Below are 21,758 nucleotides of genomic sequence, written 5' to 3'. Positions count from 1 at the left end.
GATGAAGAGTTTAAAGATGATATGGATGCGGCAGTAAGCATAGAAAGAAGGCTTGCTGCAATGAAAGAGGTATATGCGGCAGGCATTCGTACAATTTGCTTCATTTCACCCGTGTTCCCGGGGATTACGGATATAGAGGCAATCATAGACAGGACAAAAGATCAGTGTGACCTTGTATGGCTTGAGAATCTGAATCTTCGCGGAGGTTTTAAGGCAGATATCATGAAATACATTTCTGATAAACATCCGGATCTGGTGCCGCTGTATGACGAAATTTATAATAAAAAGAACCGCAGCTATTTTGAAGCGTTGGAAAAGAAAGCAGAAGAGCTGGCTAAAAAGTATGATTGCAGGTTTGTTGATAATGAAACTCCGTATGAGAGAGTAGAGAAAGGACATCCAACAATCGTAGATTACTTTTACCACGAAGAAGTAAGAGGAACTGCCAATAGTGGAAAGAGAAATGTAATACATAATCCTTGATGGAAGAATAAACCGGAATTTAAAGATTCGATAGCATTACAATAAATACCATTTTGCATTTGGTAAATTATTGGATTGAAGGTAAGGACAAGTAATATGGCTTTTCGTAGGACCCTTAGTGATCTTATTCGGCTGTATGCTGATGAGATTGCTGATATGGATGTAGATATTTGCCAGTATGATAAAAGATATGATGTGTGGGGATGCTTTTAGCATTGCTTGTTAAAACTGAAATTAAACGGCCCGTTTTCTTAATAGAAAGCGGACCTTTTTATTTTAGTACATTATCAGTTCTACAGTCGATTAACTTAAGCAGGAGAATTAGCTTTGTCATCTGAGGCATATATAGCCTTCAATATTATAGGTGTCAGAATTGAGCTTAATATTATCAACAGGATTACTGCGGTAAAGTATCTGCTGTCAACGATACCAGCTTTTAAACCTCTTTGAGCTACGATAAGTGCAACTTCGCCTCTGGTCATCATACCAACACCAATCTTTAACGAGTCAGAGGTGTTGTACTTAAGGAGCTTTGCAACGATGCCACAGCCTACAACCTTTCCGAGGAGTCCAACTACAACAAATGCTGCCGAGAATGCAAGGATTGTCATGTCAACAGACCTTAGGTTTGTCTGAAGTCCTACACTTGCAAAGAATACGGGGCCGAATAACATATATGAATTTATGTCCATCTTTCTGTCTATATACTCGGAGTTGTCCAGGGAGCTGAGAATAATACCTGCGACATAGGCTCCGGTGATATCAGCTACTCCAAAGTACTTATCTGCAACATAAGACATCGCAAAGGCAAGTGCCAGTCCCATGATCGGGATTCTTCTGGTATGAGGCCATTTTGCTTCTGCTTTTGACATTATCTTAAATATGATCATTCCCACAACAACCGAAAGGGCAAAGAAGGCTACGGTCTTTAAGCAAACAGCTGCAAGATTGGCATTTGGATCTTTCAGACCAAGAACAGCTGTAAGAACCACGATTCCTATTACATCATCGATGATTGCGGCGCTCATGATCGTTGTTCCCACTTCTGTAGAAATCTTTCCAAGTTCCTTTAGAACCTGAACTGTTATGCTCACGGAAGTAGCTGTAAGAATAGTTCCTATAAAGAGTGCTTTTATGAACTCGGTTGATCCGGGAGTTGCAACGCCATAGAAAGCCATGTACAGGAGCGTTCCAAGAACCAGCGGAACTCCAACACCGGTGCATGCAAGGATTGTTGCCTTCAGGCCGGATTTTTTGAGTTTGTCGATATCTGTTTCCAGGCCGGCGCTGAACATCAGAAGGATCACACCGATTTCGGCCATGCCAGACAGGAAATCACTGGGATTAACAAGATTAAGCAGTGTTGGACCTATGAGAAGACCTGCGATGATCTCACCGGCAACCTGTGGCGCATGAAGTCTTCTGGCTATCAGTCCGAATAACTTTGCCATGACGATAATTATAAAAAGATCTCTAAGAATCTGAATTGTATCCATATTTATCCCTCCATCTTATTGATGCTAGGAAATGAGTATGATACTTTTTCTTCTCAAAATCAAGTTAAAAAACTATAATCAGCGTAGCGATAACCCCCCAGGGGGCTTGTGGGGCGGATTTGACAATGTTATCCTTTCATTTGTGTGAGGTAATTCAGGCACAATGGAGGATACTATATTATGAAGAAAAAGTTTTTAGCAGCGCTTCTTGCTGCAACCATGACATTATCAATGGTAGCTTGTGGTTCAGGTGCAAACACACAGACAACAGAAACTGGGGCAGCAGAAACTGAGACAACTACTGAAACACAGGCGACAACATCTGATGATCAGACAGCTGACGCAAGTCAGTCTACAGCTACAGGTGAAAAGATTCTTCACACTGCAGCATCTTTTGCTTATCCAAGTCTTGATGTACATAAGGAGTACTACGGATGGTACACATCAATTTATGGTGTTTCAGAAGCACTGTTTAAGCTCGACGAGACCATGAGTGCTGTTCCATGCCTTGCTAATGATGCAGTTTCTGATGGCACCACATGGACTATTACACTTAATGATGGAGTTCAGTTCTCAAATGGGAACCCTCTGACAGCTGATATGGTCATCAGAAACCTTCAGCGTCTTGCTGCAGAGAACAGTAGATTTGCTTATCTTGGCGATTTTGAAATGACTGCTACAGATGACAAGACAATCGTTATCGATACAAAGGAAGTTTATCCAACTCTTAAGAACGATCTGGCAAGCCCTGAGTGCGGAATGATAGATCTTGATTCAACAACAGATTTTGACAATGCGCCTGTATGCACAGGCCCGTTTGTTGTAAAAGAGTTTATACCTGAGGGTGATGTTACGGTTGTAAAGAATGAGAACTACTGGGGCGGTGATGTCAAGCTCGACGGCGCTGTATTCTACTACATGCAGGAGGATGATCCCAAGCTCCTTGCTATGCAGAGCGGCGAGATCGACTGCTACAACAGCGTTTCATCAGCAGCTCTTGAGGTTTATAACCAGAGCCCTGATCTGTACGATGTAGTTTCAATTCCAGGTGCACGTCTTCAGTACTACATTCTCAATGAGAATACACTTGATGATTCTGTGAGAGAAGCGATCAATCTCACTGTTGATAAGGACAAGATTGCAGAGTACCTTTCAGGTACAGTATCTGCAGCAGTTGGACCATTCTCAACATCAGCTGCTTATGGCAAGGTAAATGTTCCTGCAGTAGATACTGCCAAGGCAAAAGAGCTTTTGGAGGCCGATGGTTATACACTTGGAGCTGACGGCATCTACGAGAAGGATGGTAATAAGCTCAGCATCAGCATTGCATACTATGCAGCAAGATCGCTTGATACTCTTGCAATCCTAATCCAGGAGCAGCTTAAGGCTGTTGGTATTGATTCAACACTTAGAGTTGAGGAAGATCCGGATGCTACTTACATTGCAAACGCTGACTTTGATCTTGCTCTTTACTGCATGATCGCTGATAAGTCAGGTGATCCTCTTTACTTCATCGACTCAACTCTTGCAGACGGAGCTTACTACAATGTAGGTGGATTTGAGAGTGCTGAATGCCAGAGCATGATTGAGCAGCTCAGAATTGAGACAGATACTGCAAAGAGAGCAGAGCTTGCCAACAAGATCGTTCAGATTGCTATAGATGACAATGCATTTGGATATGTTGGACTTTTCAATAACACTACAGTTCTTCGTAAGGGCGTAAGCGGATTTGCCGAGTATGTTCCTTTCGATTTCTATGGAATAGACGCAGAGACTGATATTAATGGCTAAACAAATACTTAAAAGGATCCTGGGACTTGCCCTGATACTTTTAGTGCTGAGCTTTCTTGTGTTTGGCATAATGTATCTGGCTCCCGGTGACCCTGCGGAAAAGAGACTCACCTCCCAGGGTGTGGTGGTCACAAAAGAAATACTGCAAGCGGAGCGGGAGAGGCTTGGCCTCCTCCGCCCCTTTATCGTTAGGTACGCGGAGTGGCTTTCGAATGTTCTTAGAGGAGATTTTGGCGTTTCCTTTAAGGATGATCTTCCGGTCGCGCCAAAACTGATAAAAGGGCTTAAGAACACATGTGGACTGGCTTTAACCAGTCTGCTTTTGGCGCTTATAATCTCTTTTCCACTGGGAATAGTGTCAGCGGTCAAAAAAGGAAAACTGGTAGACCATATAGTCAGACTCATTTCATTTATAGGCAATTCTCTTCCGAATTTCCTGATATCAGTACTTTTGATGTATCTGTTTTGCATACATATCAAGGTCTTTCCCGTAATTGCAGATGGAAGCATCAAAGGACTTATGCTCCCTGCACTTTCTCTGGCAATACCCATGGCAGGCAGGTTTACAAGGCAGATAAGGAGCGAACTCCTGGATCAGCTTGGGGAAGAGTATGTTGTGGGAATGAAGTCCAGAAAGATAAAGGGCAGATTTATTCTTATCAACAATGTCCTTAGAAACAGCCTTGGACACATACTTACAATAATCGGCCTTCAGATCGGAACCCTTATGGGAGGCAGCGTTGTTATTGAGAATATTTTCAGATGGCCGGGTATCGGCAAACTTGTGATGGATTCCATAACAGCCAGGGACTACCCTGTGATCATGGGCTTTGTGCTTATTATGGGAACAATCTATGTTGTTATAAATCTGATAGTTGATATTATCTACAGGCTTTTGGATCCGAGGTCTTTTTAATGAACCATAAACGGAAAAAGATTAACAGAATAAAAGTAATAATATCTGCAGGTGTTGCACTGCTTTTGGTGCTTATAGCTCTTTTCGCAAGTGTTATTGCACCTAATGATCCATATGCAACAAGCGCATCAGCCATAAGGTCAGCTCCGTCCGGGGAATTTCTGTTTGGAACAGATAACCTGGGAAGATGCGTGTTTTCAAGAGTTTTATACGGAGCAAGGACAACTATAGCAGCTACATTTATACTGGTTGCGATTTCTTTCATCCTGGGAAGCATTATTGGAATCCTTAGCGGATATTATGGCGGGATACTGGATGAATTAATGATGAGGATTGCCGATATTATGCTGGCATTTCCTCAGATGGTAGTAGCCATCGCGGTTGCGGGCATTCTTGGAGGAGGACTTTCAAGCGCCATGATCGCGCTGGGAATAACTATGTGGACCGGGTTTGCCAGACTTGCACGGAGTCATACTTTCGCCATAAAGAATTGCCCCTACGTGCAAGCTGCAAAACTGGCGGGAAAGAGTGGGCCGGCTATAATGATGGCCCACATACTTCCCAATATAATAGCACCACTTCTTACAAATGCCCTCACACAGATAGGAACCACAATGATAGGTATTTCGGGCCTGTCTTTTTTGGGGCTTGGAGTTGTGCCACCCACTGCTGAGTGGGGCTCAATGATCAATGAGTCCAGGGCATATATACAGTTAGCACCTTGGGCTGTGCTGTATCCGGCAATTGCTACCATAGTCACCATCATAGTATTTAATTATCTTGGGGACTGCGTCATGGAATATAGAGATGAGGATTAAGCATGGATACAATACTTAGGATAAACAATCTCTCTGCCGGCTACGGTGATGAGAGTGTTATAAATGATATCTCTTTTGAAGTGGAAGCAGGTAAAAGAGTCTGTATTGTCGGTGAGAGCGGAAGCGGTAAATCTACGCTTCTTAAGGCTATTCATGGCTTTGGGGGCGTGACTAAAACATGCGGAAGTATAGAGACTCCAAAAGACATTTTACTTGGCATTGTGCCTCAGAATCCCGGCGGATCTTTTAATCCCATAAGGACTTACAAGGCACAGATAATGGAGGCGCTAAAAAGTAATAACATCGACTTTAAAATAGATGAAGTTGAGAAGACACTCCAAATCCTGGGACTTAATGATGCTAAAAGAGCGCTTGCATCAAGGCCTTATGAGTTGTCAGGAGGCATGAATCAGCGTATGGCCATTGCCACAACAATGCTCTTGGAGCCGGAGATTTTATTATGCGATGAAGTTACAAGCGCCCTGGATGTTAAAACAGCAGGGATGGTTGTGGAGCAGCTTCTTGAGATCAACAAACTAAAGGGTACTACCATTTTGATGGTTACCCACCATTTGGGTATTGCATCTAAAATGGCTGATTACATTGGAATCATGAAAAGTGGCAGGATGCTTGAGTATGGCCCTGCAAAAGAGATCCTGGAGAATCCACAAAACGAGTACACAAAGAATCTCTTGAAAGCCGTACCAAGACTGAAGGTGAGCTGATATGCCGGATTCAGATATAATTTTAGAAGGAAAAAATCTAAATAAAAGCTACGTTGATAAAGGTAAAAAATTACAGGCTTTAAAGGATGTGAGTTTCTTCCTGAAAAATGGAGAGATTCTTGGAATCGTAGGCGAGAGCGGAAGCGGAAAGAGTACTCTTCTTCGTCATGTCAGCTGCCTGGAAAAGCCTGATAGTGGAAATCTTTATTATAAGGGAACAGAGTATACAGGTAAGTCGCCGGCCTTTACTGGAACCTTTCTGCAGATGATATTTCAGGATGCCCAGATGTCTTTTGACCCAAGAATGAAGATGAAAAAAGCCGTTGTGGAAGCTGCAAAGGGCTGTGGCCATGAAAAACTGTCACGAATCCTTGAGGCTGTCGGGCTTGATGAGAGTCTTTTGGAGAAAAAGGCAGGCAACATGTCCGGAGGACAGTGCCAGCGAATGTCAATTGCAAGGGCACTTTGTTCTGATGCCGGTATTCTTTTGTGCGACGAGGCAACAAGTGCGCTGGATGTTACAACTCAGGCCCAGGTAGTAGCTCTTTTGCAGCAGCTGAGGGAAAAAGAAGGGGTGTCGATCATATTTGTTTCCCATGACATTGCTCTGGTGAGCATGCTGTGCGACAGGATAATGGTAATGAAAAACGGCGAGTGTGTGGAAGAGGGAGAGACCGGTAAAGTTCTTGGAAATCCACAACATGAGTACACGAAAGAACTGCTTGATAATCTTATTGAGTAACAAACTTTTAGAAAAATAATTGAGGTATACGCAGTAATATGACTAAACTTATGCAGATTCCTTTTGAGGAGGAAGCTGAAGATATCAAAGATAAAGTTGTGACCTACTGGTCCAAGAGAGCGGAGAGCTTTAGTGAGCACAAACACGAGGAGATACACAGCAGGAAAAAACAGCTGTGGCAGGCGGAGTTTTTAAGACACTTTTCAGCTGATGATAAGCTGTCTGTTCTGGATGTTGGATGCGGAGCCGGCTTTTTCGAAATGGTGTTGTCGGATTTCGATTTTGACGTGACCGGGGTGGATCTTACGCCTGAGATGATAGAGAGGGGAAAAGAGCTGCTTTCGCGCCATGGAGCAAAGGCGCGCCTTATGGTTATGGACGCAGAAAAACTGGATTTTGCCGATAGCTCTTTTGACCTGGTGATAAATAGAAATCTTGTCTGGACACTTCCGCATCCGGTGGAAGCCTACATGGAGTGGCACAGAGTGTTAAAGCCGGGAGGAATGCTGCTTGTGTATGATGCGGAGTATGCAAAGGGATTTCATCACTATGATCAGATGCAGAACCTTGCCCACAAAAATGTGACCGACGCCATGGTAGAGGAGTGCCACGATATTTATCACATGTTATCTATAAGTACTTTGGACAGACCTGAGTGGGATAAGGCGGTTCTTGAGAGAATTGGTTATGAAGATGTAGTTACTGATCTTGGGGTTGGAGATATACTGTACGGCGAAAAAGACCAGTTTTACATGCCCGACAGGATGTTTCTGGTAAAGGCGCGGAAAGCAGTGATTTAAAATAAAGGGAATGGAGTTTGATATGAGAAGAGGAATTGATACAACAGATATGATGGTATATGGCCACGAAGCCTGGATAATCACTGACAAGAGTGTATATGAGCCGGGGGAAGAAGTCTGCGGAATAATGAGGTGGGGACATCACATGAGGCCGGACGGATTCTTTCGTCTTGATGAGATAAGAGCCTTCTCCACAGATGAAAAAGGAAACAGAATAGCAATAACACCGGTTAAGGGTCCGGGCGATGAGCAGGGAGACTATTATGAGCTTCGCTTTACGCCAGTTTCTGAGGGCATTTACACCCTTATGTGTATCTATGACAACAATTATGTAAGAGATGAAAAAGACGTGTATTACGAGGGTGACAGAAGGACATATCCTGATATTCTTGATGCCAAGAACTATCCTCAGATATATGTGACTAACATAACCGTTGGAGATAAGAAGGGGACTCCCGATTTTATCCATGAGTCAAGAGTAAGCTTCGTTCCCGATCCCTGGGAAGCAGACACCGATGTGCTTCATTTAAAGCTTATTCACGACAAATTCCCGCTTGGGGGATCCACAGTAGTTGTTGTGTTCTATGATGGAAAAGAGTATTTTGAGAGAATCCTGAACACAGATGAGGAAGGCAGGATATTCTTCTCAGTGGAGAAAAAGGGTGTGTATATGGCCGTTACAAGAACTCCGCTGGCGGAAGGAATTCCCGGAATCTATGACAGCAAAGAGATAGCTTCAACATTCACATACGTTAAAAGGTAATACAAAAACAGGATGCGTTTAACATGCATCCTGTTTTTGTATTACTCCGTAGGTCACCATGGGACCATTCTTGATTATGCTAAGAGATGAGCACTGGTGGATCAGAACTCCGTCAGTATCGGCAATGGCTGTGTGAAGGGGGCTTCCAAAGTAATCCCTTATCTCACCAAATTTATCACCTTTTGAAAATTTCTCTCCCACCTTTTTCTCCGGATACCAGCAGCCGGTGAATGGGGCGTCATCACTGAATTCTCTGAGTTCTGTCTTGGGATATGTCTTGTACTCTCCTTCAATAAGACCAAGGAATTTCAAAATGTTCAGCACATCCTCTTTGTCTGCCTGTACCTCATCCTTTGGAAGCAGGCTTAACTGACCGCGCTCTATTAGAACACTGGGGATTCCGGCCATGGAGGCTGTGTTGTAGGCGCCTTCGGTGGTGCAGGTACTCTTTACGCAGTAGGAGGCGTTGACGCAGTCCACCATCTTTTTTGCAATATCACTGGCAGGAGAAGCTCCCACGTAGTATGCGTAGGGGATAAGAGTCTCGTATCCGTCTCCGCTGTGCAGGTCAATGTAAGCATCAGCGTTTTTGATAAAAACATCAAACAGAAGGCTTGCCAGGCGATCGGCGGCTGAACCATCCTTGTCTCCCGGGAAGACCCTGTTGAGATTCTTGCCATCCTCATAAACAAGGGACATGGTTCTGTTTTCAAAACCTGACCTGTTGGCTAATGGGATGATGATAAGATTTCCTGAAAGGTCTTTGGGAGAAATCTCATTAGAGAGCTCAATAGCTGCCTGAATGCCGACATATTCCGCATTATGGATACCTGCTGTAACTAGTACGGTTTTGCCCGGCTTTTCTCCGCAGATGATGATGTGGGGAATGTGTATCTCAGTTCCGCCGACATGTATATGATCTTTTATCGTCTTGCCGGAGGTAAGTTCGTGTCCGGCTATATTTATTTTCTCCATAGTTTTTAAACCTCACTTCAGAGCCAAGGTTATCATGTTAGGACCGGGACTTTCAAGCCCCCTGGGGGGTTACATATCAATAATGAAACTGAGATCAAAATCCAGATAGGCAGCCAGGAGATGAGCATAAAGGAATGGGATAAGCTCATGGACAGCATTGATAAAGAGCTTGAGACTATTCACGAAGCACTTCTTGAGAAAGAAGAAAAGCAGTCTGAAAAAGAGCAGGAAGAACGGATCAGGAAGCTTTTTGAAGATAGAAATGCAAATGAAGAAATGACTAATGTGGTTGGCGCATAATTTACCAATTGAAAAAGCGTCCCCAAATGTCACCCAAGTGTCACCCAAATGACACCCAAATGGTAGTTTCCATGCAGTTTTGGGCATGATATTATTATAATGAGCCAAGGAATGAACGAGAGAACAAAATCGATTCATTCTTTGGTTTTTCTTTTGCAAAAGAATAACTGTTGTGAAGCGCTGCTTCCGGTATTCCTGCCGGGGTGGCGCTTTTATTATGTCAAAAAACAAAGAAGAAAGGGAAATGTATGGATTTTGAACAATTCAAAGAGGAACTTGCTTCCAGCGTGAAGGAGATCATGTATTCCAAGTATGGAATGGATGTTGAGGTCGAGGCCAGAACAATGGAGAAGATGAATTCCTCCTATGAGGCACTCACTGTTAAACCTGAGGACAGCATCATCGGTGTTAACCTCAATGCTACAGCTCTTTACCAGCAGTACGAAAAGGGAATGTATGTGCTGATGAGCAATTCAAAGATGTAATAAAGCCAGTGAAATCCAAAATCTATCTTAAGAATGCTAGAGACATTCTTCCTGAGGTTAAAAAACTCTTTCAGGAAATGAGTCCGTTAATTGTTCAGAGCGTTAGTCAAAAAAAGATTCAAGCGGATCTGAGTAGGTTTTCTGATGCTTCAAGTGATGTGGTTCCTATTTGTGTAATGGGTAATTATAGTGCTGGAAAATCTACTTTTATAAACGCTCTGGTCGGAAGTGAAATACTACCTAGTGGAACTGAAACAGTAACATCTAGAGTTTATAAGATCTCAAGATCAAAATATGCTGACAGAGCAAATGTAAAATGCAAGTATTTGTCATATGACATTGATGTTCAGATAAATGGTGAGACTACTGAATTTCCGGAAACATATATAGAAAACGAACTCACAACAATATTAAAAAGTGCTCTTTTAGAAGTGAAGAATGAGAGCATTGTTACAAGAGTCAATAAAGCATTAAGTATCATAAATGATTTTGAAGACGATGAGGATGAACCAAAGGTATCTGATCTTATAGAGGTAAGTATTCCATTTACCAATGGAGTTTTAGCAAAATCGCAACACCCATTTGTTATTTTTGATACTCCAGGTTCGAATTCTGCGTCAAATGCCAGGCATTTAAAGGTGCTCAAAGAAGCCATGGCAAATATGACAAATGGATTGCCTATATTCTTATCAACCCCTGATAATCTGGATACAACAGATAATGAGAATTTGTATCATGTTATCAGAGAGATGCCTGAGTATTTTACTGCAAGATTAATCTTGTTATCATCAGCCACAATTGCTACTGGTGTAAGAGTAATTCCATTATCCGTAATAGCATATTTTGAATAATCATCACTCTCTGAAAAAATAATAGCCTGGCCCTGATCTGTGAGCGACTGTTGTTCCTCATCAGTAGCATTGAAATAACTACTCAAACCTCTTCCCCAGAAGTGATGAATAGCAGCTGTTGATGTAATTGTCGTCAAAAGAATAAAGCATACACAGGCAGCCATTGAAAATCGTTTATTGTATTTTACAACCTTATTGTCGGCGCTTATTTTTTCTCTCCACTTAAGCTATAAAAATCACAACAATTGGAATTTAATTGTTGGTTTTATGGAATAAATTGGGATCTATTCCTCCATTTTATTATAATCCCGATATTTAGGAAGTGAAGAAATATAGTTTGCCTACAGTCTGAGGCGAGGCTGAGGTCTCGCCTTTTTTGTTTTTTTACTTTAACAATCGTGATTACGGTTTATATATTCTTTAGGGGATATTCCTTCCATTTTTTTGAAAAGGCGGGAAAAATAATAGGCATCGTTATACCCACAATTTATCGATATTTCTTTTACCGTGAGAGGTATCTTGGTGTGTTTAATAAGTTCTTTGGCGTATTCGATTCGCTTATGATTAAGAAACTCTATTGGTGGAATACCAGTTGAATTTTTAAAGAGCTTTCGAAAATGATTTAGGCTATAGCCGGTTTTTTCAATTTCGGAGTGTAAATCAAAATTTATGTCTGCAAAGTTTTTGTTAATGTTATAAATCATCTGTAGTACGCAAGGGTTGGTGTTTAGTGAGGTATGTAATTCAGCATGAATTGCTTCAAAAATCAGCATATCCATTGCGCAACGCACAGGTTCATAATAAACATCATTACATTCTGACAAGTCAATAGCTTTATAGAATAAGTCTCTGATTAGCTGCGTTTTGTGGTGAGAAATATGGATGATTGATGGATTTGTTGCTACAGTATCATGGAGTTCCATAATGCCAAGCATAGCAGATGTTTCGAATGTGAATTCTGCAGGTGTATTTAGTGGAAAAGCTACTAATTCATGAGGCTTAATTGTGAGTGAATTGTGCGGTAATTTACACACTCCATTACCACGTAATATTAAAATATAAAAGTAGTGCTCAGATGGCTTAAATTCGTGAAAAACGGATGTCTCTATAATTTTATAATCAATGTACATATCTTATTCTCCTCCCTTTACTTTAACTGTATAATACACTTTGTTTTTTATAAAAAAAAGTGTATTGTCCATTAATGATGATGAATATGTAATTTTGCTTGGTGTATTTTTAATATATATTTATTTAAAACTAAGCAAGGAAGGAAGATTATTATGGGATTAAAATTAGGAGAAATATTTAAAGATGGTATGGTTCTTCAACGGGACAAAGAAATCAATGTATGGGGAACGGCAGAATCAGGAAGTACTATCAATGTTTCATTGAAGGGAAAGAATTACTCGGTTGGGACTGATGTAAAAGGAGAATGGAAAGTGTGTATACCAGCGCTTTCTGCCTCTTTTGGAACAAAGATGATAGTTTCGGATGGCGTAGACAAAATATGCATAGAAGATGTACTAATCGGAGATGTTTTTGTGGCAGGTGGTCAGTCCAATATGGAATTTTTCATGCGATATGATAAAGACTTTGATAAAGTTGTCCAGACATGTGAAAATCCATTAATTCGTTTTTACGATATTCCAGAAATATCTACACCCGAAGAACCTCAGATGCATGATTATTCTCTATTTGGATTCTGGAGAAAAGCTACACCAGAGGATTTACAATATTTTTCTGCTGTAGGATATTACTTTGCAAGAACAATGCAGGAACATTTACAGGTACCAATTGGTATTGTTGGTTGTAACTGGGGTGGAACAAGATCTTGTTGTTGGATGGATGAGGAATCTGTAGAAAAGTATGGACCAGTTTGGAGGCGAGATTATGAAGAACAGGTTGCATCAATTATAGACATGGAAGAGGCTAAGCAGAAGTATTTAACGAATATGTTTTCTGATAAATCACATCCGTTTGATAATCCTGTAGATGATAAAATGATGTATGGAAATGTCTCAAAAGAGGAATTGGAAGGTATGATGGATGCTTTTGCTGAACTAGATTCTATCAGCGTTTTAGGTCCATGGCATCCTTGGCGTCCATGTGGTTGCTACCATTACATGCTTAATCAAATTGCTTCTTATACAGTTAAAGGCGTTATTTGGTATCAGGGAGAAAGCGATTCTACTCATCCGGAAATCTATGCGGATATGATGGAAGGACTAATCAAATGTTGGCGTAGAGATTGGAATGATGAATTGCCATTTTTTATGACTCAGCTTGCTCCATTTGGAACAGAAATAATGCAGGATGCTCTTTATTATCCTGAATTGAGACAACAGCAAGAGTTAGTTACAAAACGCGTGAATAATGTATTTTTAGCATCAATCGGTGATGTTGGAAATTATATGGATATTCATCCAAAGGAGAAGCAGCCAGTCGGACATCGCTTGGCATTACTTGCGTTGGGGCATTTATACAATGAAAAGATTCTATGCGATGCTCCAATGCCTAATTTTTTAGAAATTAAAGATGGTCAGATAATTATTCATTTTTCAAATGCTTCAGGTGGGCTATTTCTAAAAGGTGATACAATAAATGCGATAAGTCTGATTGGTGAGACTAATAAAGATATTGACGCTGTAAATTATTCAATTACTATCGAAGATGAATCATTGATAATAACTGTAAATAATGATGAAATGGTAAAGGCAGTGTCATTTGCGGAAACACCATATTATGAAGTGAATTTGTATAATATGAGCAAAATTCCAGTTATGCCATTTAGAGTAGAGCTTTAGAATGGCAACGACATCATGCTCACCTGCTCAGAACTTTCAACAGGCGAGTACAATTACAAGGAAATCACAAATGAAGTAGATGAAATCACTGCTTATTTTGTAGGGCTTATGTTGTGAATTCACATGAGGTTCTTGATGGATACAAGACTCCTACAGGAGATGTTGTCATTATCGGTGGAGGACTTGTAGGAATAGAGACAGCAGAGCATCTTGCGGAAAAAGGCTGTAAGATAACTGTTCTGGAGATGCTTGACCAGTACTGTGCAGATATGGGAATGGCAAGAAGATATTGCGTTGAAGAGCAGATTGCAAAGGACGGCATCAACATAGTAACCGGCATCAAAGTCAAAGCTATAGATGGAAATGCTGTTATAGGTGAACTTAATGGAGAAGAAAAGTCCTATAAATGCGACTACGCAGTCATGGCTGTTGGCGCTAAAAAGAGAGACGGAAGTGCACTTGAGAAATGCTGCCTTGATAATGGCATAGGCTACTATGAAGTAGGTGATGCTGCCGGGGCAAGAAGAGCGCTCAATGCAATCAGAGAAGGCTATGACGTAGCCCTCAGGTTTGATGATCCTGAGGAGCACCGCCATGCCACACAGCCTAAAAAGCTTGTGTTTATCACTGGAGCTACAGGAATCATGGGTCAGGAGACCATGAAGCAGCTTCTTTCAAGAAATAACCGCTTCAAGGTAAGGATTCTTGCAAGACCTTCTGACAAAAACAGAGAGCTTCTTAAGAAGTATAGAAACTTTTTGAGTATAACTGGGGACTGTTGTGATACATAGAATAAGGGTATAATCGATTATATTCGAATAAATTCTATGCGTAATATTTTTGTTTTGCGCAAGCAAAACGTATTTTTTATGTTATACTGTATGTGACATCGAAATTTCCATGAAAGAGGCTGGATATGGCAAACAATATTGTTAATTACTCAGACAGAATAAATGAATTACTTGATAAGATGCCGGATTTTGTCACGGATTTTATTTTTAATTTCAGAGACTCAGACAATCCATCGACCATGCTTCAATATTCAAGGGATATCTATGATTTTCTCAGTTTTCTGGTCTATAATCATGCAGAATTCGACGGTACAGACATAAAAGATATTTCTCTGGAAGACCTGTCAAAACTAAAAGCGCTGGATATAAACAGATATCTTACAAGGATCCGCAGCACCAGGGATCGCCGATATAAAAAGGTCAGAACGGATATTAAGGAAAAAAACGAGGTGCCGCAGAAACATAATGATTCAACCGTTAGACGTCTTAGGGCAACGCTCTCATCCATGTTCAGTTATTTTATAACCAACGGAAAACTGACTGCGAACCCGGCAGCTGCAACAAGACAAAAGAAACTTGCAGAGAAAAAGCTTATTTACCTGACAAATGAGCAACAGGCAATGCTGCTTGATGAAGTAAGAACCGGGGAAAATCTTGAAGGAAAAGCTGCTCGGCATCATGATCGTTTTGTTTTAAGGGATCTCGCAATGATTCTGCTTTTGCTTGACACCGGACTTAGAGTATCGGAAATGCTTTCCACGGATATTGGAGATTATAATTTCGATGACTGCAACGTACTTGTCATGAGAAAAGGCGGGGATCAGGACATAGTCTACTATTCTGATGAGTGTGCCGCATGCTTACAGGAATATTTTTCAGCTCAGCTTACAAAATATGACATGGACAGCGACCATATACCAGCATTCACAACCCTCAAAGGAGAACGCCTGGGAGTAAGAGCTGTAGAGATTCTTGTCAAGAAATATGCTATTGCAGGACTTGGAAGTACCTTAGGACAGACAATAACACCACATAAGCTTAGATCAAGCTTTGCGATGAGTTTTTATGCTGCAAGCGATAAGGATATACTGCTTCTAAAGGAAAAACTCCACCACAGCAGTATAAATACGACAAATATCTATGCAAAAGCTGCACCTGGAAAAAAGGCTGATACACGTAATTTACTTCAGGGATTAAGATAACTTTTGTTACTAGCACCAAAAGTTTTATTGACAATAATGACAACCTCAAAAAATTGTCATAGCGCAATATCCATGTGTTCAATCATCGATTAACCCTTTACCAAATCAGTCAACGCGCTAAAAATGAAGGATTCAGCCACCCTTCCCCTGAATAACTGCCCCATTTCCATATTCATCATAGACAGTCCTAATTGGATCACCAATATTGCACCCCGGGTAGTCATCTTCCATTCGAAGCACATTTCCGGATATCATGAAATTTTTGTAATCGTAGTAATAAACAAATCTATCCAAGAATTCATAGGTGTGAGCCGAATATTTTACCCCATCAATATATACCGTTGTTTCTGTTTGTCCAAGAAAGAATAGGACGGCTGGGAGGTACATAAAGAATGCTCCAGCTACAAGTACTGCTACAGTTGCAATATAGGCAGCTGCCCTTGCGGCTTTATTAGATTGTCGTCGTATAAGCTGGATTATTCCGATGAGAATTCCAAGAAGCGCTATGACTACAAAGACCTGATATACAAAAACTCTGAACCTAAGATGAAGGAGAGCTAACGATCCTGATAAAAGAACGAATCCGATAATGACAAAAATCGTAATTGAAAAAATATGCTGTTTTCCCCATTTAAGAGCTTTTATCATACCGGTTCCCCCATTTTCGCCTATTTTCGATGCTTCTGACTATAGCAGAATAGAGGCTGCGCTTATAAATTTTGCTGATAATATAGCGGCTGATTAAGCTTCTTCTTTGTGACTTTGCTACGTCAGGGTGATTTTGTTGCTGCATAGTTAAACTTGAGCTATTTACGCAAAATCCCCATAAGCCACTCGGAATCCGGCGTTTCGAGGCTTTTATCAATGGTCATTTCTTCCATTATACCCTGGAAGGCTGACCAGAAGCATAATGCCAGGAGTTTGGGATTGCCCTCTCTGAAAACTCCCTCTTTCTGTCCCTTTTTGATTGCCTTGGCAGTGTTATCAACTGCCTCCACAGACATAGCAAGCTTTCTGATATGCTCAGGCATTCCAGCCCTTCGGGCCTGGGCCATAAGCACAAACATATTGCTGACAAAGGGCTGTAACTTGGCATATTTAAAGAGCTCATCCAGCATTCCCTTAAGAAAAATATCCGCAGGGATGTCCTCACCGCCGGCAGTGGCCTTTGTGTACTCCATGCCCATGGTAACCAAGGCTGCCAGCAGTTCCTCTTTGGACTTAAAGTAATGGAACATTAGTCCTGTACTCATAGGAACCGCAGCAGCAATATCACTTACTTTGGTCTCATGATACCCTTTTTCCACAAACAGCTGCAATGCTGTCATAAGTATCTCTTTCCGCCTCTCTTCCTTCTGCTCTTCTCTGGTCATTTATTCTTTCCTCAAATTCTTTTCTACTAAACATTCTCTGAATTGCAAATTTACCATTGGTTACAGCTACCGGAAGTCCGCCGGGCTGGCTGCTCCACTGGCCTGCAAAGCAAAGGTTTTTAATACCCTTAATGTAGCCCTTTACTCTGATAGTCTTACTGCCAGGTGTAGTCATAAAGCTCATGTAGCTGCCATGATATGCGTTGCAATATCTCTCATAAGTAAGAGGTGTCCAGGCATCCAGATATTCCATTGTACCAACAGTCTCAGGAAATGCAGCCTCAATCCTTGTCCTTACTGCCTCTGCCAGTTCCTCTTTTGCCCTATTGTACTCCTCCTTTGTAAGAGACTTCCACCACTCATAATCCGCATCACTCTGAAAAATATTAGTCTGGATTACCTGTCTGTCCCCATTAACAAAGGTATCATCATAACCGTAAACCTTAACATACATTCTGTCAAAAGTACCTGCGCCGACCTTAAGAGGCTCGATGTCGATAAACACTGTCTCTCCGGGATTAAACTTTTTATCTGCTGCAAAAGCTACCTGGAATCCACTGGTGGCAGGATATTCCTTGGAAGACTCATAAGCCTTCTTATAAAGTTTGGGCATATACTTTTCATCTATAAGCTTTTTGAAAAGAACTACAGTATCTGTGGTACAGATAAACACATCACCTGTGACTGTCGTTCCATCCTCAAGAAGCATTGAAACAACTTTTTTCTTCTCAATATTTAACTTCTGTGCAGGCTTGTTGTAGAAAATTCTGCCACCAAGATCCTTGAAGCGTTTCTCCATTCTAAGGGACAGCTCCAGAGATCCTCCAACCGGAATGCTACCGTTACCATCAGCTATAGTAGCATATGAAACAAGTAGTGAATATGCTGTATAATCCCCCGGAAGATAGTCACAGAGCATCTTCCTGATAAGAGGCGATTTAAATCTCTTACTGTATTCCTTAAGAGAAAGATTTCCAAGTTCCTTCATAACATTCACGAACTCACCCATCTCTTTACCGTAGTTAATGTAGTCCATAAAGCCAAACATATCCAGAGGCTTAGCTGCAGGCATGACGCACTTCTTGGAGTACTCAACATAATCAATGAATTTGTCTATCTCTTCCTTATCTTCAGGAGAAAGCTCTGTCAGTTCTCTTCTGGTCCTATCAAGATCAACCCAGAGTGTTGCTTTCTTGTCACCGTGCCAGGAAGTGAAAAAAGAATTAAGAGGCGCATATTCTGTATCATCTAAAAGAGCCCCAACCTCTTTCCAGACATCATTGAGTTCTGTTCCTTTTTTTGTACCTGTAAGCCAGTGGATACAATTGTCGATAACAAAGCCCTTTCTTCTCCAGCCTATGCACTCCCCGCCGGGAATAGCGTTCTTTTCATAGATTTCTGCATCCATACCACAAAGTCTGGCATAGATACCTGCTGCTAGTCCTGCAACCCCACCACCGATAATAACTATTTTTTTCATATCCTTACCCCGCTTCGCCACAAAATTGAATACATATTCATTGAATATGTATTCAATATAAATCCATGGATTAAATTTGTCAACACAAAGTCCCATCTTCTGCATCAAATACAGAAAATGGGACTTTCCTTTAAGGCAAATCAGCCAAATTATTTAACTTTTAGTTTGTAGTGGAACTCAGTGTTGTCACCGAAGCATTCCCAGAACTTAATATAGTAAGTGCCTTTTTTCACATTGATTGTTTTGGTTTTTTTACCGTTGCAAACTGACCAGTTGGCGAGAACTCTCTTGCCCTTGCTGTTGTATATGTATACACGAACATCAGAATTACCTTCGCCCAAACCATAAGCGGTGATTTTCAGTTTCTTCTTCCCGCGGGGTATTACGATCTTACGGCAATTCTCTGATGATTTGCAGTTATTTGTTGCGGTAGTGTAAGTGCAGCCCAATAAGTATTCTGTGTTTTCCTTATTAAAGGCAAGTCCCTTCTTCTTTGTAAAAATCTTGTTAGGGGTGAAAGTTACGTTATACTTTACTGTAGCGCCACTGCCAAATGTATCCCAAAGCTTCAGGTAATGTGCGCCGGCTGTAACATTGGCTGATATAGTGAATCTTCCCTTGCTTGTTGATTTGTTCTGAATCTCTGATCCGCCGTAGCTGTCATAGAGATAAATTCTTACATCTGCATTTGAGCTACCGGTGATTATGATACGTCCGGCAGATTCAGTATTGATGGTTCTACAATTTTCTCCCTCCGGAAAATTGTTTGTTACAGAGCTATAATTCCAGGCGCCTCTGGTATTGGTTTCCGTGTACTCTGTACCGAAAGATATTGTTGAGCTTGCTGCCTTAACATCCATCGGCTGTGCGAGTGTGATGCTCATGATCCCCGCGAGCACCAGACAAGCGATTTTTTTCATACATTTCATTATATATTCCCTCCTTAAATAATGTAATCGGTCGCAATTTTAGCAAAAGTTCCCCATAAATGCAAATCGCGTTTCCTAAAAATCTCCCTCGAACACCATTTAAAGTGGAAATATCAACTTTTCATACAAAAAAATAGCCCCAGGCATCAATCAGATCTTGATTCCGGAGCTATTAAAATCATCCCTCTTTTATTGTTCCCTATCCGAAAGTAGCACTGGTATGCTTCATTGTGCTTCTCCTGTTATCTCTTTAGCAAGTTCCAGAATCTCAAAGGCATATTTTTCCTTACCCTTTTTAAGGAGCTTTTTGTATAAAGGATAGTTGATGATACAGACAGCAGCACCTACTATTCCAAGAAGCACCCCAATGACCATGAAAATTACTCCTGTTCCAAAGACGCTAAGTCCAAAGCACATCCCTGCGCCAAAGATCAAAGTCCCAATAATTCCAAGTGTCATGGCTGTTATAAATGCCGGAAGCTTTGCTCTTTCATCGAGCTTTTTAAGCTGCCTTACCTTATTTGTTTCCTTTGGCATGTAATCCTTTGCAACACTTTCTGCATAAACCTTATCTAAATCGTTCATCGTATTCTTCTCCTTCTTTTCTCTTGAATGTCCTTTTTATGCGATCTTTCCTGTTTCTTTGAGCCATCTGATCTCGTCACGTATGGTCTCTCTATATGACCTTGTGGTATAACCCAGATCCTTACTTGCTTTACTTGAATCAAATCGGTTGTTTCTTGCAAGGTTGTAAACGGAGAATGTTGTCATAAGAGGCTTTTCTCCAGTCTTCTTAGCCTTTTTCTCAAGTACCCCGGCAATCAGGTTTGCTACTGATATTGGTAAAAAGAACTTCATCTGCTTGCAACCGCTCTCCTCTGAAACAAGCTTTGTAAAATCCTTAAAACTAACAGGCTCATTTCCAAGGATGTAGCACTCTCCGCTTTTGCCCTTATCAGCTGCCCCAATGAGTCCGGCAGCCAGATCTCTTACATCACACAGATTAAAGCTTCCATCGATTCCGGCAGGCATCTCTCCATTGATGATGTCAACTAAAGTCTTTGTGGTCTCACCCATTGCAAAGTCCTCAGGCCCAAGAATTCCTGATGGATGAACTACGCAGGCGTTAAGGCCTTCCTTCGCTGCCTTAAGGACCACATTTGTTGCCATTGCCTTGGACAATGAGTAGCATCCTTTGATCCTCTCAGTGTCAAGTGGAATCGAACCTTCGCACTCTCGTATGGTTCCTTTTGCCTCCTCAGGTATTGCTCCTGTTGATGAGCAATAGACAAGCTTTGATACTTTGTGCTCTTTGCACATCTCTATGATGTTTTCTGTTCCACCGACATTTACATCCATGACTTTCTGACTGTAATCAGGATTTACTGTTACGATGCTCGCTATATGAAGCACAATTACTTCCGTATCTTCAGGTGTCTCAAAGAATCTTTCCAGGTCATCTTTGTTACAAAGATCGCCGTATGCTATTTCAACTTCCTCAGGAAGATATTTTGCTGACTTGTCGCCTTCAAGGACAAACGCCCTTACTTTTTCATTTCTTTCAACAAGCTTTCTGCAGACTGTGCTTCCAAGAAATCCTGCTGCTCCTGTTACCAGATACATCTTATTTGTTTTGCTCATTTATCTTTTCCTTTCTTATTTTCAATTTGTTTTTTCGCTCTTTGTTTTTAGCTTGAAGTCATTATAGGAAAATGAGCACATAAAAAAGTGCCTACGGCACCTCAACTCCCCTGCCCCTCAATCATGAGGGGTGGGGTTGTTTTTTGCCTCAACTCATTCATAATGATTTTATGAAACGAAATACTCTACAAGATCTGTTCCGCGATCATTATGAAGAAATTCAATATACTCTTCATCCCCGCAAGACCGAAATGGAAAACATCGATAAGATGATCAATTGCGGGGATCCTGCTTATGGCGGCGCTATGTACGGCTGCCCTGATTGTGGTACTCTCAAATTTGTTCCCTTTCGTTGTCATTCAAGATTCTGCCCTACATGTGGTGCCATGT

24 protein-coding genes and 1 pseudogene are annotated in these 21,758 nt (G+C 41.2%); 15 read left to right on the top strand and 10 right to left on the bottom strand.

All coding sequences use genetic code 11. The annotated features are described in order from the left end of the window. Positions 1-483, top strand: a pseudogene (locus T501_RS18205) (radical SAM mobile pair protein B); the annotation flags it as partial. A gap of 308 nt (positions 484-791) precedes the next feature. Here T501_RS18205 and T501_RS18200 read toward each other — a convergent pair. Then, entirely contained in the window at positions 792-1,979 is a 1,188-nt protein-coding gene (locus T501_RS18200) for a cation:proton antiporter (RefSeq protein WP_026518317.1), read from the bottom strand. A gap of 180 nt (positions 1,980-2,159) precedes the next feature. Here T501_RS18200 and T501_RS18195 point away from each other — a divergent pair, with 180 nt between their 5' ends. Genes T501_RS18195 through T501_RS18165 form a run of 7 tightly spaced genes read left to right on the top strand, consistent with a single transcriptional unit; the run spans position 2,160 to position 8,534 of the window. Beyond that, positions 2,160-3,770 (top strand): ABC transporter substrate-binding protein, encoded by a 1,611-nt coding sequence (locus T501_RS18195; RefSeq protein WP_044916804.1) that lies wholly within the window; start codon positions 2,160-2,162, stop codon positions 3,768-3,770. Then, positions 3,763-4,686, top strand: coding sequence for an ABC transporter permease (locus T501_RS18190; RefSeq protein ID WP_044916802.1), 924 nt, complete (start codon positions 3,763-3,765; stop codon positions 4,684-4,686). Before T501_RS18195 ends, T501_RS18190 begins: the two co-directional genes overlap by 8 nt. Continuing rightward, on the top strand, positions 4,686-5,504 hold the full coding sequence (locus T501_RS18185; protein WP_044916799.1) for an ABC transporter permease: 819 nt from the start codon (positions 4,686-4,688) through the stop codon (positions 5,502-5,504). The genes T501_RS18190 and T501_RS18185 overlap by 1 nt, the downstream gene beginning before the upstream one ends. Before the next feature lie 2 nt (positions 5,505-5,506). Beyond that, positions 5,507-6,229, top strand: coding sequence for an ATP-binding cassette domain-containing protein (locus T501_RS18180; RefSeq protein ID WP_044916798.1), 723 nt, complete (start codon positions 5,507-5,509; stop codon positions 6,227-6,229). 1 nt (position 6,230) lies between these two features. Beyond that, positions 6,231-6,971: an ABC transporter ATP-binding protein gene (locus tag T501_RS18175; RefSeq protein ID WP_044916796.1), complete on the top strand. Its 741-nt coding sequence runs from the start codon at positions 6,231-6,233 to the stop codon at positions 6,969-6,971. A gap of 38 nt (positions 6,972-7,009) precedes the next feature. After that, complete coding sequence (locus T501_RS18170; protein WP_050008400.1) at positions 7,010-7,771, top strand: class I SAM-dependent methyltransferase; 762 nt, start codon at positions 7,010-7,012, stop codon at positions 7,769-7,771. A 22-nt stretch (positions 7,772-7,793) separates the two neighbouring features. Then, positions 7,794-8,534 (top strand): DUF4198 domain-containing protein, encoded by a 741-nt coding sequence (locus tag T501_RS18165; protein WP_197027994.1) that lies wholly within the window; start codon positions 7,794-7,796, stop codon positions 8,532-8,534. A gap of 18 nt (positions 8,535-8,552) precedes the next feature. Here T501_RS18165 and T501_RS18160 read toward each other — a convergent pair whose 3' ends face one another. Beyond that, a complete protein-coding gene (locus T501_RS18160) occupies positions 8,553-9,509 on the bottom strand; it encodes a succinylglutamate desuccinylase/aspartoacylase family protein (protein ID WP_044916790.1) in 957 nt (318 codons plus the stop codon). Between the two features lie 120 nt (positions 9,510-9,629). Here T501_RS18160 and T501_RS18155 point away from each other — a divergent pair, with 120 nt between their 5' ends. From T501_RS18155 to T501_RS18145, 3 genes are all read left to right on the top strand, one after another. After that, positions 9,630-9,809 carry a hypothetical protein gene (locus T501_RS18155; RefSeq protein WP_029319344.1) on the top strand — a complete coding sequence of 60 codons (180 nt, stop codon included), beginning with the start codon at positions 9,630-9,632 and terminating at the stop codon, positions 9,807-9,809. A 248-nt stretch (positions 9,810-10,057) separates the two neighbouring features. Beyond that, positions 10,058-10,294: a DUF5688 family protein gene (locus T501_RS18150; RefSeq protein WP_044916785.1), complete on the top strand. Its 237-nt coding sequence runs from the start codon at positions 10,058-10,060 to the stop codon at positions 10,292-10,294. 8 nt (positions 10,295-10,302) lie between these two features. After that, positions 10,303-11,145: a dynamin family protein gene (locus tag T501_RS18145; protein ID WP_044916783.1), complete on the top strand. Its 843-nt coding sequence runs from the start codon at positions 10,303-10,305 to the stop codon at positions 11,143-11,145. On the opposite strand, the gene T501_RS23045 is transcribed toward T501_RS18145, so the two are convergent. Both T501_RS23045 and T501_RS20500 read right to left on the bottom strand, forming a co-directional pair. Continuing rightward, positions 11,028-11,309, bottom strand: coding sequence for a DUF4179 domain-containing protein (locus tag T501_RS23045; protein ID WP_081843242.1), 282 nt, complete (start codon positions 11,307-11,309; stop codon positions 11,028-11,030). The two genes, T501_RS18145 and T501_RS23045, sit on opposite strands and share 118 nt — an antisense overlap. Before the next feature lie 225 nt (positions 11,310-11,534). Continuing rightward, positions 11,535-12,275 carry an AraC family transcriptional regulator gene (locus tag T501_RS20500; protein WP_050008399.1) on the bottom strand — a complete coding sequence of 247 codons (741 nt, stop codon included), beginning with the start codon at positions 12,273-12,275 and terminating at the stop codon, positions 11,535-11,537. A 153-nt stretch (positions 12,276-12,428) separates the two neighbouring features. On the opposite strand from T501_RS20500, the gene T501_RS18135 reads away from it, so the two are divergent. The 3 genes from T501_RS18135 to T501_RS18125 all read left to right on the top strand — a co-directional run bounded on the left by T501_RS18135 (position 12,429) and on the right by T501_RS18125 (position 15,945). Next, positions 12,429-13,952, top strand: a complete 1,524-nt coding sequence (locus T501_RS18135; protein ID WP_044916781.1) for a sialate O-acetylesterase — start codon at positions 12,429-12,431, stop codon at positions 13,950-13,952. Positions 13,953-14,065: 113 nt separating this feature from the next. Continuing rightward, positions 14,066-14,743, top strand: a complete 678-nt coding sequence (locus tag T501_RS18130; protein WP_044916779.1) for an FAD-dependent oxidoreductase — start codon at positions 14,066-14,068, stop codon at positions 14,741-14,743. Positions 14,744-14,868: 125 nt separating this feature from the next. After that, positions 14,869-15,945 (top strand): tyrosine-type recombinase/integrase, encoded by a 1,077-nt coding sequence (locus T501_RS18125; RefSeq protein WP_044916778.1) that lies wholly within the window; start codon positions 14,869-14,871, stop codon positions 15,943-15,945. Between the two features lie 132 nt (positions 15,946-16,077). Here the strand turns inward: T501_RS18125 and T501_RS18120 are convergent, their stop codons facing one another. From T501_RS18120 to T501_RS18095, 6 genes are all read right to left on the bottom strand, one after another. Beyond that, a complete protein-coding gene (locus T501_RS18120) occupies positions 16,078-16,593 on the bottom strand; it encodes a hypothetical protein (RefSeq protein WP_044916776.1) in 516 nt (171 codons plus the stop codon). A 158-nt stretch (positions 16,594-16,751) separates the two neighbouring features. Beyond that, positions 16,752-17,273, bottom strand: a complete 522-nt coding sequence (locus T501_RS18115; RefSeq protein ID WP_242845574.1) for a TetR/AcrR family transcriptional regulator — start codon at positions 17,271-17,273, stop codon at positions 16,752-16,754. Continuing rightward, complete coding sequence (locus T501_RS18110; RefSeq protein ID WP_044916809.1) at positions 17,233-18,798, bottom strand: phytoene desaturase family protein; 1,566 nt, start codon at positions 18,796-18,798, stop codon at positions 17,233-17,235. The genes T501_RS18115 and T501_RS18110 overlap by 41 nt, the downstream gene beginning before the upstream one ends. A gap of 149 nt (positions 18,799-18,947) precedes the next feature. Then, positions 18,948-19,727, bottom strand: coding sequence for a hypothetical protein (locus T501_RS18105; protein WP_044916773.1), 780 nt, complete (start codon positions 19,725-19,727; stop codon positions 18,948-18,950). 225 nt (positions 19,728-19,952) lie between these two features. Next, positions 19,953-20,312 carry a dihydropteridine reductase gene (locus T501_RS18100; protein ID WP_026511795.1) on the bottom strand — a complete coding sequence of 120 codons (360 nt, stop codon included), beginning with the start codon at positions 20,310-20,312 and terminating at the stop codon, positions 19,953-19,955. Between the two features lie 36 nt (positions 20,313-20,348). Next, entirely contained in the window at positions 20,349-21,368 is a 1,020-nt protein-coding gene (locus T501_RS18095) for an NAD-dependent epimerase/dehydratase family protein (RefSeq protein ID WP_044916771.1), read from the bottom strand. Positions 21,369-21,538: 170 nt separating this feature from the next. On the opposite strand from T501_RS18095, the gene T501_RS21065 reads away from it, so the two are divergent. Continuing rightward, positions 21,539-21,758, top strand: a 220-nt coding sequence (locus T501_RS21065) for a transposase zinc-binding domain-containing protein (protein WP_197027993.1), incomplete at its 3' end; no start/stop codon positions are given.

It is taken from the genome of Butyrivibrio sp. WCE2006 (genome assembly GCF_000701985.1).
In the GTDB taxonomy this organism is placed as follows: Bacteria; Bacillota; Clostridia; order Lachnospirales; family Lachnospiraceae; genus Butyrivibrio.
This window is presented reverse-complemented; position numbering and strand designations above follow the sequence as displayed.

Bases quoted from the DNA above. Each gene is read 5' to 3' on its own strand.
- T501_RS18095 (WP_044916771.1), bottom strand. From the start codon at position 21,368: ATGAGCAAAACAAATAAGATGTATCTGGTAACAGGAGCAGCAGGATTT.
- T501_RS18125 (WP_044916778.1), top strand. From the start codon at position 14,869: ATGGCAAACAATATTGTTAATTACTCAGACAGAATAAATGAATTACTT.
- T501_RS18115 (WP_242845574.1), bottom strand. From the start codon at position 17,273: ATGACAGCATTGCAGCTGTTTGTGGAAAAAGGGTATCATGAGACCAAA.
- T501_RS18135 (WP_044916781.1), top strand. From the start codon at position 12,429: ATGGGATTAAAATTAGGAGAAATATTTAAAGATGGTATGGTTCTTCAA.
- T501_RS18190 (WP_044916802.1), top strand. From the start codon at position 3,763: ATGGCTAAACAAATACTTAAAAGGATCCTGGGACTTGCCCTGATACTT.
- T501_RS18120 (WP_044916776.1), bottom strand. From the start codon at position 16,593: ATGATAAAAGCTCTTAAATGGGGAAAACAGCATATTTTTTCAATTACG.
- T501_RS18160 (WP_044916790.1), bottom strand. From the start codon at position 9,509: ATGGAGAAAATAAATATAGCCGGACACGAACTTACCTCCGGCAAGACG.
- T501_RS18195 (WP_044916804.1), top strand. From the start codon at position 2,160: ATGAAGAAAAAGTTTTTAGCAGCGCTTCTTGCTGCAACCATGACATTA.
- T501_RS18110 (WP_044916809.1), bottom strand. From the start codon at position 18,798: ATGAAAAAAATAGTTATTATCGGTGGTGGGGTTGCAGGACTAGCAGCA.
- T501_RS18150 (WP_044916785.1), top strand. From the start codon at position 10,058: ATGGATTTTGAACAATTCAAAGAGGAACTTGCTTCCAGCGTGAAGGAG.
- T501_RS18180 (WP_044916798.1), top strand. From the start codon at position 5,507: ATGGATACAATACTTAGGATAAACAATCTCTCTGCCGGCTACGGTGAT.
- T501_RS18155 (WP_029319344.1), top strand. From the start codon at position 9,630: ATGAGCATAAAGGAATGGGATAAGCTCATGGACAGCATTGATAAAGAG.
- T501_RS18185 (WP_044916799.1), top strand. From the start codon at position 4,686: ATGAACCATAAACGGAAAAAGATTAACAGAATAAAAGTAATAATATCT.
- T501_RS18105 (WP_044916773.1), bottom strand. From the start codon at position 19,727: ATGAAATGTATGAAAAAAATCGCTTGTCTGGTGCTCGCGGGGATCATG.
- T501_RS18170 (WP_050008400.1), top strand. From the start codon at position 7,010: ATGACTAAACTTATGCAGATTCCTTTTGAGGAGGAAGCTGAAGATATC.
- T501_RS23045 (WP_081843242.1), bottom strand. From the start codon at position 11,309: ATGGCTGCCTGTGTATGCTTTATTCTTTTGACGACAATTACATCAACA.
- T501_RS20500 (WP_050008399.1), bottom strand. From the start codon at position 12,275: ATGTACATTGATTATAAAATTATAGAGACATCCGTTTTTCACGAATTT.
- T501_RS18165 (WP_197027994.1), top strand. From the start codon at position 7,794: ATGAGAAGAGGAATTGATACAACAGATATGATGGTATATGGCCACGAA.
- T501_RS18100 (WP_026511795.1), bottom strand. From the start codon at position 20,312: ATGAACGATTTAGATAAGGTTTATGCAGAAAGTGTTGCAAAGGATTAC.
- T501_RS18175 (WP_044916796.1), top strand. From the start codon at position 6,231: ATGCCGGATTCAGATATAATTTTAGAAGGAAAAAATCTAAATAAAAGC.
- T501_RS18200 (WP_026518317.1), bottom strand. From the start codon at position 1,979: ATGGATACAATTCAGATTCTTAGAGATCTTTTTATAATTATCGTCATG.